General features: G+C 49.7%; 10 protein-coding genes. 5 read left to right on the top strand and 5 right to left on the bottom strand.

From position 1 onward, the window contains the following. Positions 1-17 precede the first annotated feature (17 nt). Together ABNT28_RS08035 and ABNT28_RS08030 are read left to right on the top strand one after the other, a co-directional pair. Positions 18-1,016 carry an MDR family oxidoreductase gene (locus ABNT28_RS08035; protein ID WP_348721350.1) on the top strand — a complete coding sequence of 333 codons (999 nt, stop codon included), beginning with the start codon at positions 18-20 and terminating at the stop codon, positions 1,014-1,016. A gap of 90 nt (positions 1,017-1,106) precedes the next feature. Then, on the top strand, positions 1,107-2,435 hold the full coding sequence (locus ABNT28_RS08030; RefSeq protein WP_332923916.1) for a Xaa-Pro peptidase family protein: 1,329 nt from the start codon (positions 1,107-1,109) through the stop codon (positions 2,433-2,435). Positions 2,436-2,494: 59 nt separating this feature from the next. Here ABNT28_RS08030 and hpt read toward each other — a convergent pair whose 3' ends face one another. Continuing rightward, entirely contained in the window at positions 2,495-3,037 is a 543-nt protein-coding gene (hpt, locus tag ABNT28_RS08025) for a hypoxanthine phosphoribosyltransferase (RefSeq protein ID WP_332923915.1), read from the bottom strand. A 137-nt stretch (positions 3,038-3,174) separates the two neighbouring features. On the opposite strand from hpt, the gene ABNT28_RS08020 reads away from it, so the two are divergent. After that, positions 3,175-4,044: an NAD(P)-dependent oxidoreductase gene (locus ABNT28_RS08020; RefSeq protein WP_332923914.1), complete on the top strand. Its 870-nt coding sequence runs from the start codon at positions 3,175-3,177 to the stop codon at positions 4,042-4,044. Positions 4,045-4,114: 70 nt separating this feature from the next. On the opposite strand, the gene ABNT28_RS08015 is transcribed toward ABNT28_RS08020, so the two are convergent. Then, positions 4,115-5,566, bottom strand: coding sequence for an NAD-dependent succinate-semialdehyde dehydrogenase (locus ABNT28_RS08015; protein ID WP_332923913.1), 1,452 nt, complete (start codon positions 5,564-5,566; stop codon positions 4,115-4,117). 72 nt (positions 5,567-5,638) lie between these two features. Then, the gene (locus tag ABNT28_RS08010) at positions 5,639-6,259 is read right to left on the bottom strand and encodes a gamma carbonic anhydrase family protein (protein WP_332923912.1); all 621 of its coding nucleotides are present in this window, start codon (positions 6,257-6,259) and stop codon (positions 5,639-5,641) included. Positions 6,260-6,415: 156 nt separating this feature from the next. Here ABNT28_RS08010 and ABNT28_RS08005 point away from each other — a divergent pair, with 156 nt between their 5' ends. Together ABNT28_RS08005 and ABNT28_RS08000 are read left to right on the top strand one after the other, a co-directional pair. Further along, entirely contained in the window at positions 6,416-7,015 is a 600-nt protein-coding gene (locus tag ABNT28_RS08005; protein WP_332923911.1) for a superoxide dismutase, read from the top strand. A 215-nt stretch (positions 7,016-7,230) separates the two neighbouring features. After that, positions 7,231-7,458 (top strand): hypothetical protein, encoded by a 228-nt coding sequence (locus ABNT28_RS08000; protein ID WP_332923910.1) that lies wholly within the window; start codon positions 7,231-7,233, stop codon positions 7,456-7,458. Positions 7,459-7,473: 15 nt separating this feature from the next. Here the strand turns inward: ABNT28_RS08000 and ABNT28_RS07995 are convergent, their stop codons facing one another. Beyond that, a complete protein-coding gene (locus ABNT28_RS07995; RefSeq protein ID WP_332923909.1) occupies positions 7,474-8,697 on the bottom strand; it encodes an argininosuccinate synthase in 1,224 nt (407 codons plus the stop codon). Positions 8,698-8,742: 45 nt separating this feature from the next. Next, positions 8,743-10,742: FtsX-like permease family protein (locus ABNT28_RS07990; protein ID WP_348721349.1), on the bottom strand; the 2,000-nt coding region annotated here is incomplete at its 5' end.

Raw genomic sequence — 10,742 nt, 5'->3', positions numbered from 1 at the left:
AAATAGTGGAGACACTCATGTCAAAATTTAATGCACTTGTCCTTAATCGTGATGATGATGAAAACCTTAGTCACGCCGTCGAGCAACTTGACGAATCCGAATTGCCGGCTGAAGGCGAGGTGCTGATCGCTGTTGAATATTCTACTGTTAATTACAAAGATGGTCTGTGTTTTGCCGGTCAGCGTGGTCTGGTGAAAATCTATCCGCACATTCCGGGTATCGATTTTGCTGGCGAGGTTATTTCGAGTGAGGATGATCGTTATAGCGCGGGTGACAAGGTTATTCTGACAGGCTGGCGTGTTGGTGAAATCTGGTGGGGTGGCTTTGCTCAGCGCGCCAAAGTCAAAGCCGACTGGCTGGTGCCGCTTCCCAAAGGTTTGACAACACGTGATGCGATGTCGGTTGGTACGGCAGGTCTGACCGCAATGCTGTCGATTCTGACGCTGGAAGATCGCGGATTACAAAAAGGCGATGGTGAGATACTGCTTACTGGCGCTGGTGGCGGTGTTGGATCAATTGCCACGGCGTTGTTAGCTTCGATGGGTCATGAGGTAACGGCAATGACAGGACGCCCAGATATTGCCACTTATCTGACTGGCCTTGGCGCTACTAATATTATCGCGCGTTCGGAACTTGAAGAGGAAACAGGCCGACCATTGGAATCAGCACGCTGGGCAGGTTGTATTGATGCTGTTGGCGGTAAAATTCTGGCACGTGTTCTGACGCAGATGAAACCCAATGCAACGGTTGCGGCGGTCGGCAATGCGGGCGGTAATTCTTTAGCAACGACGGTTATTCCTTTTCTGCTTCGCGGCGTTGGTCTGATTGGGATCGATTCGGCTTCATGTCCCTATGAACGACGTGTTCAAGCATGGGCACGCATTGCTAGTGATCTGCCGATCGACAAGCTGAATGATGCTGTTACGGTTGTTGGTTTGGCGGATGTCCCTGGCCATTGTGCTGACATTCTCAAAGGCCGCATTCAGGGGCGTGTTCTTGTTGATGTGAATAGCTGATTTATGCTGGCAAGTCAGTGCGCAAAAAATGCTTGCTGATTTTTAAAAACCGGTTCAGCGTGTGATTATAGAGTCATTCTGGAGGGCGCAATGAACCAGTTGATTGTCGGTTCCAACCGCAAAATTGATCCAACGCGGCGTTCACATTTAAAACCGGATAATACGCCTGATAATAATGATCGGGTGGAAATAGGCCCATCAGCGTTGGCTTTTGATGAATGGGCAAAGCTGGGTTTGACAGTGCCAGACATGCCCGCTTTGCGCGCCTATCGTCTTGAGCGTTTACAACAACAGATCCGCAAACATGATTGTGCAGGTCTTTTGCTGTTTGATCCGCTGAATATACGTTATGCAACTGACACAACCAATATGCAACTATGGACATCGCATAATATGGCGCGCGCCTGTTTTGTGCCGCCTGAAGGCAATGTGATTCTGTGGGACTTTCATAATTGTGAACATCTGTCAGCGCATTTGCCATTGGTAGGCGAATTGCGCAGTGGTGCCAGTTTCTTTTATTTTGAAACAGGTGACAGAACGGCTGAAGCGGCCAAAGCCTTTGCTGATCAGATAATCGATATTATGCACAGCTATGCACCAGGCAATAAACGTCTTGCTGTCGATAAAATGGAAAATCTTGGCTATGCCGCCTTGGTTGGGCTGGGTGTCGAGGTGCTTGAAGGGCAAGTGCTGACCGAGCATGGGCGCTCTATCAAAAATGAAAATGAATTGAATGCTATGCGCTGTGCAATTGCCACGTGCGAACTAGCGGTTGAAGAAATGCGTGAAGTGATGCGTGCCGGCATTAGCGAAAATGAATTATGGTCAATATTGCATGCTGGCAATATCAAACGTGGAGGTGAATGGATAGAAACACGTATTCTGTCGTCAGGTCCGCGCACCAATCCATGGTTTCAGGAATGTGGTCCCCGTATCATGCAGGACGGTGATCTAATGGCATTTGATACCGACCTTGTGGGCACCTATGGTTATTGCTGTGATATTTCACGAACATGGCTGGTGGGTGATGGCACGCCAAGCGATGAACAAAAGCGGCTTTATCAAGTGGCCTATGACCATGTGATGACCAATATCGGCCTGATCGAGCCAGGCATGCGGTTTTCAGACATGACCCGAATCGCACATCGGTTACCCGAAGACTATCGTGCTTTACGTTATGGTGTGCTGGCACATGGTGTTGGGCTTTGTGACGAATATCCATCTGTGCGCTACCCCGAAGATGTTGAACATCACGGTTATGGTGGCTGTTTTGAAGTTGGCATGACGTTATGTGTCGAAGCCTATGTCGGCGCCGTTGATGGCCGTGATGGCGTGAAATTGGAAGAACAGGTGGTGGTGACCGATCAAGGTGCTGTTCCGCTATCAACGTACCGTTACGAAGATGCGTTTCTGTCCTAAAGCTAGCTTAGGGTGTCACTGTGGCGCATCACCGTGACAGTTTCCTGTGCAGGAAGAGCCTAGGATTTTTTTACAATCCCAATATGGGGAAGGTTGCGACCTTGCTGGGCGAAATCGATGCCATAGCCAATAACGAACTCATCCGGTATATCAAACCCGATCCAGTCAATATCGACTTCGACTTCGCGCCGTGATGGTTTGTTCAACAATGTGCAAATAGCAATCGATTTTGGCTGGCGCGTCTGCAGAATTTTAAAAACCTGTGACAATGTATGGCCCGTATCGATGATGTCTTCGACGATCAGCACATCACGACCTTTGATCGAACCGTCAAGGTCATTCAGGATACGAACCATACGTGATGATTCCATCTTGTCGCCATAGGATGACACGGTCATGAAATCGACTTCGACAGGCAGGTCAAGGCGGCGCACTAAATCAGCAATAAAAATGAACGATCCGCGAAGCAATCCGACGACCACAAGCTGTTCGGTTCCTTTGTAATGATCCGAAATAATATGCGCCAGTTGATTGGTGCGGGCCGCAATCTCAGTTTCGGTAATCAGTATTTCAATTTCGTGCTGGCTGGACAATACAGTCATGAGGTAAACTATTCCCGCTTGATTGGATGGCCCGGAGGCGAATGTTATTTGCATGCCGAGTATAGTCAGCATTCGCGAAATGACTAGGTTCAATTCAACGTCAACAAAATATTTTAGAACAATCAGAGGGTAGTCAAATGGCAAAGGTAGCATTTCTGGGTCTAGGTGTTATGGGATTCCCCATGGCAGGTCATATCGCTGCGGCGGGACATGATGTTACGGTTTATAACCGCACCGCATCAAAAGCCGAAAACTGGGTGGCCAAACATGGTGGAGCTTTGGCTTCGACACCTGCTTTAGCAGCAGCTGATGCGGACTTTGTTTTTGCTTGTGTTGGCGATGATCCGGATGCGCTGGCCGTAGCACTGGGCACCGATGGTGCGTTTGGCGCGATGCGTGAAGGCGCTGTCTATATTGATAATAGTACGGTGTCGGCGGATGTCGCCCGGCAACTTGATGCCGCCGCGCGCGAACGTAATTTTTCATCGCTCGATGCGCCTGTTTCAGGCGGTCAGGCAGGTGCCGAAAATGGCAAGTTAACGGTGATGATTGGTGGTGATGATACTGCCTTTTCGGCGGCATTGCCCGTGATCGAATGCTATAGTGCGCGCGTTGTGCATATGGGCGGGGCTGGCAAAGGCCAACAAGCCAAGATGGCGAATCAAATCTGTATTGCTGGTTTGGTTCAGGGGCTGTCCGAGGCATTGAATTTCGCGGCTGAGGCCGGTCTTGATACCGATAAATTGCTGGAGGCAATCTCAGGCGGGGCGGCGCAATCATGGCAGATGGTCAATCGCGGCCATACGATGGTGGCAGATGAGTTTGATTTCGGTTTTGCCGTTGACTGGATGCGCAAGGATTTGCGGATCTGTCTGACCGAGGCCGCGCAGAATGGTGCGCCTTTGCCTGTTACGAAAATTGTCGCTGGATATTATGATGAGCTGAGTGAAAATGGCTATGGCCGGAATGATACATCCAGCCTGATCCGGCGATTGCGAAAAAGCTAGCTGTTAGAATATGACGCATGAAAAAGGCCGGAATGATCCGGCCTTTTGTATGATTATTGTCATGCAGAGGCTAGTCACCAATGCAGAGCAATTTGATTTCCAGAAATTCATCGATGCCGTATTTTGAACCCTCGCGGCCAAGCCCCGAATTCTTGACGCCGCCAAAAGGCCCTACCTCGGATGAGAAAATGCCCGTATTGACCGAAACAATGCCATATTCAAGCGCCTCGCTGACGCGGAACAGGCGTGCTACATCTTTGGTAAATAGATAGGCCGCCAGACCAAATTCGGTGTCATTGGCGGCGGCGATGACCTCGGCTTCATCGGAGAATTTGAACAAGCCAGCAACAGGCCCGAAGGTTTCTTCGCTGAATAACCGCATCGAATGATCCATGTCTGTCAGAACGGTGGGGGCAAAGAAAGTGCCGCCGCGTTCATGTGGAACGCCGCCCGTTGTCACCGTCGCGCCTTTGGCACGGGCGTCATCAATATGCGCAACGATTTTGGCAAAGCCCTGTTCATCGATGATTGGCCCCTGTTCGACGCCTGCATCCATGCCGTCACCAACTTTCATGCTGGCGACGCGTTCGGTTAGCTGTTTGGCAAAGGCATCATAAATGCCATCTTGAACAAAAATCCGGTTTGCACAGACACAGGTCTGTCCTGCATTACGGAATTTTGATAATAATGCCCCTTCGACAGCGTCATCAAGATTGGCATCATCAAAAACAATCAGGGGTGCGTTGCCGCCTAGCTCAAGACTCATCTTCTTAACCGTGTCAGCGCATTCACGCATCAAGATGCGACCAACTTCGGTTGATCCGGTAAAGGTCATCTTGCGGATACGCGTATCATCGCATAAGGCTTTGCCGATGGCGGGAGCGTCCATACCAGTAACAATGTTTAAAACACCTGCTGGAATGCCTGCTTCATGCGCTAACACAGCCAATGCAAGAGCGGAAAGAGGCGTCTGTTCTGCCGGTTTTAATACACAGGCACATCCTGCGGCAATGCCGGGGGCGACTTTACGGGTGATCATGGCATTTGGAAAATTCCACGGTGTGATCGCGCCAAATACACCAATTGGCTGTTTTAATGTAAGCATACGCTTGCCTGGTATAGGGCTTTCCAGCACGTCACCGCTAATCCGGCGTGCTTCTTCGGCAAACCAGTCAATAAAGCTGGAACCATAGGCAATTTCACCTTTGGCTTCACTTAATGGCTTGCCCATTTCAGCGGTCAGGATCACGGCAAGGTCGTCAGCATTGGCCATGGCCAGATCATACCATTTGCGCATGACCGTGGCGCGGTCTTTGGCGGTGCGTGCGGCCCATGCCTTTTGCGCTGGCACCGATGCGTCAATCGCTGCTGTGGTTTCGGCAGCGCCCAGATCAGCAACATTTGCAATCACTTCGCCTGACGCTGGATTGCGCACAGCAAATGTTTTTCCATCAGCCGCAGATACCCATGCACCATTGATATAGGCTTCGGATTTCAAAAGAGCAGGATTATTTAATTGCATCGGATTATCTCCACTTATGTCTTAAGGGTCTGTTAGATCTGTTTCATGCACCTAGCATGCATCATTTGCAAGTTATTCGGTTTCTTTGGTAAGGGGGGGCAAGGGGCGGAAATGCATATTATCAAAGGGTGCGCCATCATTGCCAAGGCGATGCGCCCGTGCGACTTCGATATAATGATGCGCCGAACGTTGATTGAAGGTCAACTCTTTGGGTGTCAGATCACGCATTTTCTTGGCTGGACGGTCAGCCCATAATTCGCCTGCCGGAATTGTCTTGCCCGCCGTTAACATACCGCCCGCCGCCAGCATGCCGGCATCTTCAATCGTGGCTCCATCCATGACAATGCCGCCCATACCAACAAACCCATAATCGCCAATCGTGCAGGCATGGATAATCGCGCTATGTCCGATGGTGGCAAAATTACCGATGATTGTTGGATATTTTATGCTGTCGATATGGACGCAGCTATTATCCTGAATGTTGGTGCCTTCGCCGATGGTGATATAATTATTATCGCCGCGCACGGTAACCTGATGCCAGATGCTGCTGTTTTTGCCAATACGCACAGCGCCAATGATGGCCGCGGTTGCAGCGACAAAGGCTGACGCATCAATTTCTGGTGCTAGTCCAAGGAATGGCGCGATATAGGGCTGGCGCTTTGTGCCCAGCATGTTATGGCTTTCGTCGGTCATCTATCTGATCTCTTGCCTGTTTGCCACGCACGCTGGTGGCAGTTCATCAATTTGGTTACCAGAATAATATACATTTTTTCATCTTAATGTTTATCGAAAATGAATTGCGGTGTATGAAGAGGTAGATTGAACTTCTCGAAACATCTGGAGGCTGATATGGCATTCACACTACCCGACCTACCTTATTCACATGATGCGTTAGCCGGACATGGCATGAGCGCAGAAACCCTAGAGTATCATCATGATCTGCACCACAACGCCTATGTCGTAAATGGCAACAAGCTGGTTGCTGGTACCGAGTGGGAAAACAAGTCTCTTGAGGATATCATTACCGGTACATATCAAGCTGGTGCGGTGGCGCAGAACGGTATCTTCAATAATGCGTCACAGCACTGGAACCATATGCAATTCTGGCAGATGATGGGCCCAGGCAAAACAGCCATGCCATCCGAGTTGGAAAAAGCACTGGTTGAGAGCTTTGGTAGCATTGATAGATTTAACGATGAATTCAAAGCCGCAGGTGCCTCGCAATTTGGTTCTGGCTGGTGCTGGCTGGTCAAGAATACAGATGGAAGCCTACAAGTCACCAAAACCGAAAATGGTGTTAATCCTTTATGCTTTGGTCAGACAGCATTGTTAGGTTGTGATGTATGGGAACATTCCTATTACATAGATTTCCGCAATAAACGTCCAGATTATCTGTCGAATTTCCTCGATAATCTGGTCAATTGGGAATTTGTTGCCGCCCAACTATAGGCTTCATAACCAATTATCAAAGTCACGCCCATATTAAACCTGCCAGCATTACTGGCGGGTTTTTTACTAAGTCAATTGATGAGCCGTTTTTGTCGTTTTTACGGCTGAATTTTGCCATATTTGAAAGCTAGATTACTGACAGTTTAAAGTCTGATATTCGCACTAACAGAATGTCAGGTTTATTAAGCCATTTCATCTTGAACAAAGGAAAGATAATGCTAGGACTCATTTTAGTGGTTGGGCTTGTGGCTACATTTACATCGGATAATGTCCAAGAGTTCCGTAAACATAGTAATGGTAACGCGGTCTATGAATGGGCGGTGGTTACGCCATGCCCGACTGGCATGCGTCAATCAGGCTTTGCACTAGCACCGACAGGGGCAATTATGTTGAAACAGGTCAACCGTGATGGCACAGTTGGTGATGTCTGCGTTCCCGAATAAGTAGGTGCTAGGGGTCTAATTCTTGCCGTCTTTGGTTAGTTTGTTAACCCGAAGCCGAAGCGCATTCAGGCGGATAAAGCCATGCGCGTCGCTGTGATCATAATCGACAGCCCCTTCTTCAAAGGTGACCAGATCCGCATTATACAGTGAATTAGGTGATTTGCGGCCTGTCACAATGACATTGCCTTTATAAAGTCGCACCCGCACAATACCATTCACCAGATCGCGGCAACTATCGATAGCGGCTTGCAACATTTCACGTTCAGGCGAGAACCAGAAACCGTTGTAAATAAGCTCAGCATAGCGGGGCATCAGTTCGTCTTTCTGATGCGCCGCACCCCGATCAAGGGTAATTGATTCCATTGCCCGCCGTGCGGCTAGCAAAACGGTACCGCCAGGGGTTTCATAAACGCCACGCGACTTCATGCCCACAAACCGGTTTTCAACCAAATCAAGCCGACCAATGCCATTCGCGCCGCCAAGTTCGTTCAACTTGGTCAGCAAGGTGGCCGGTGACATTTCGACCCCATCAATGGCAACTGGATCGCCTGATTTGAAAGTGATCTCGATTTCAGTTGCTTCATTTGGGGCGTCCTCGGGTGAAACACTGCGCGAGAATACATATTCTTCAGGTGCAACCCATGGGTCTTCCAGCACTTTTCCTTCAGCCGAAATATGTAGCAGATTTGCATCTACGCTAAAGGGGGCTTCGCCACGTTTGTCTTTAGGAATAGGAATTTGGTTCTGTTCAGCATAAGCAATTAATTTTGTACGCGAGCCAAGATCCCATTCGCGCCAAGGCGCGATCACTTTTATATCGGGCTGTTGCGCATAATAGGCAAGTTCGAAACGAACCTGATCGTTGCCTTTGCCTGTTGCACCATGCGATACGGCTTCGGCACCGACTTCACGAGCGATTTCAATCTGCCGTTTTGCAATCAATGGACGCGCAATCGAGGTGCCAAGAAGATAGCTACCTTCATAAAGCGGATTGGCACGGAACATGGGAAACACATAATCGCGGACAAATTCTTCACGCAAATCTTCGATATAAATTTGCTTGATGCCCATAAGTTCAGCTTTGGCGCGCGCCGGTTCAATATCTTCACCCTGGCCGATATCGGCAGTAAAGGTTACAACCTCTGCACTATAATGGTCTTGTAACCACCGCAGAATGACCGACGTGTCCAAACCACCCGAATAGGCGAGAACAACTTTTTTAATATCTTGCGTGCTCATGAGGCATTTCATAGCCGATAGATGGGTCTATCGCAACTGTATCTTCTAAACTTCGCGTAATAGGGGCCCAGGTTTATGGCCAAGGGTTTTAATCGCGCCCGCAAGACCAAGTAAGGCTGTTGCCCCAGCACCTGCCAAGGTGGTGATTAGAACCAGCATAATATCAAGCTCAAACTCGATATTGAGAATGCGCTCAACCAGCCCATAACTTGCAAGTGAGCCTATGATGGCGGCCGCAATGCCAGCCAGTATCCCCAGAAAGGCATATTCCAGAAACCATGCGATGCTTATAGATAGGCGGGTAGCGCCTAGCACCTTTAAAATGACGCTGTCCGAAAGGCGCTGGGCCTCGGTGCTGGCAACAGTACCTGCCAGAACGGCAATGCCAGCGACAAGTGTGACCAGTGCGGTGATCTGGACAGCACCGCCAAGCAAGCCAATTACGCGTTGCGCCAAGCTTACAGCTTCTTTTACCGAAACCGCCGAGACATTTGAAAATTGATCAGTTACCGCCCGCTCAACCGCGTCAGTAGCGGCATCATCCACAGCGTCGGTTGTGGCGATCCAGCTATGTGGTGCCTTGTCCAGAACCCCAGGTGTGAGCACGAACAGGAAATTAATATTAAAGCTTTGCCAGTCAATCTGCCGGAAATTCACAATCTCTGCTGTAACGTTGCGGCCTAGAACATTGACGCTGATCGTATCACCAAGAACCAGCCCAAATTCATCAGCCTCTTCTTTTGCCATCGACACAAGAGGTGGACCTTTATAGTCGGCAGGCCACCATGTCCCCTCGACAATGTCACTGCCTTTTGGCGGGGTTGCAGACCATGTCAGAGCACGATCACCACGCAAAACCCATTCCGCGTTAGGCGGGGCATCAATTTGCGATGAAAGAACGCCATTAAGAGCCGAAACGCGACCCCGCAACATAGGTGTCTTGGATATGTTGGAAATACCGGCAATGCTGCCAGCTGTGGTTTCAAAGGCATCAATCTGGTGCGGTTGAATATCGATGAAAAACCACGCCGGCGCATCTTCGGCAACACGCGCATCGATTTGCCGGTTCAGATTTGCCTCGCTCACCGAGACCGCGACCAGAACCGACAGGCCAAGGCCAAAGGCAATGACCATCGAACGCACCGGTGATCCGGGGCGGGTAATGGCCGATAAAGCAAGGCGAACAGGAACCATATGTGGGGCTGGTACACGGCGCAGGACAAAAACCATTGCATCACCAAGCCCCGCAAGTAGAAAAAGTGACAGGATCGATCCACCGATAAAGCTAACAGTCATCAGCAGGTTACCAGTGGCCAGAAACGCTAACACGCTTAGAGCCAAAATAGTTATCAAGCTAATGCCTAAATAAAGCGGCTTGGGCAAGCCACCTGGCATATCATTCAGGCTTCGGAAAAGATGCGCTGCCCGCACTTCTTCTGCTTTGGCAAGTGGCCATAAAGCAAACAGGAATGATGTACCAATGCCAAAACCGGCCGCAATCAGAAGTGGCCGAGGGTAAAGCGTTATATCAAGCGGAACGGTCACATAACCGGACAAAACATCAATAGCAAAAAGCGGGGCAATCGCCCCCACCATTACGCCAGCAATCACGCCAATCATCGTGATCGACATGACCTGAAGCAGATAGATACGGAAGATCAGTTTGGATGGTGCCCCAAGGCATTTCAAGGTTGCGATCACGGGCATCCGGCTGGTTAACCAAGCACGCACTGCACCAGCAACGCCAAGCCCGCCAATAAGCAAAGCTGTCAAACCAACAAGAACCAGAAAAATCTCAGCTTGATTGATAAATGTATCAAAGCCTGGCGCGGCATCAAGCAGGTTGCGTATGCGTACATGCGTACTTTCGGCGCGCGCTTCTAGGGCATTAGTGGTGGTGACACTGTCGGCTGGATTATCGAGGATGAGGCGTGTTTTGTAGCTGATAAAAGAGCCTGGTTGTTGCAAACTGGTTTTGGCGAGGGTTTCTTGTGAGACTAATACACGAGGTCCAAAGCTGACAAAACTGATTGACCGATCAGGTT

The sequence above is a fragment of the uncultured Candidatus Puniceispirillum sp. genome, from assembly GCF_963979125.1.
GTDB lineage: Bacteria > Pseudomonadota > Alphaproteobacteria > Puniceispirillales > Puniceispirillaceae > Puniceispirillum.
Note: the sequence above shows the minus strand (reverse complement) of the source record. Positions and strands in the feature narration are given on the sequence as shown.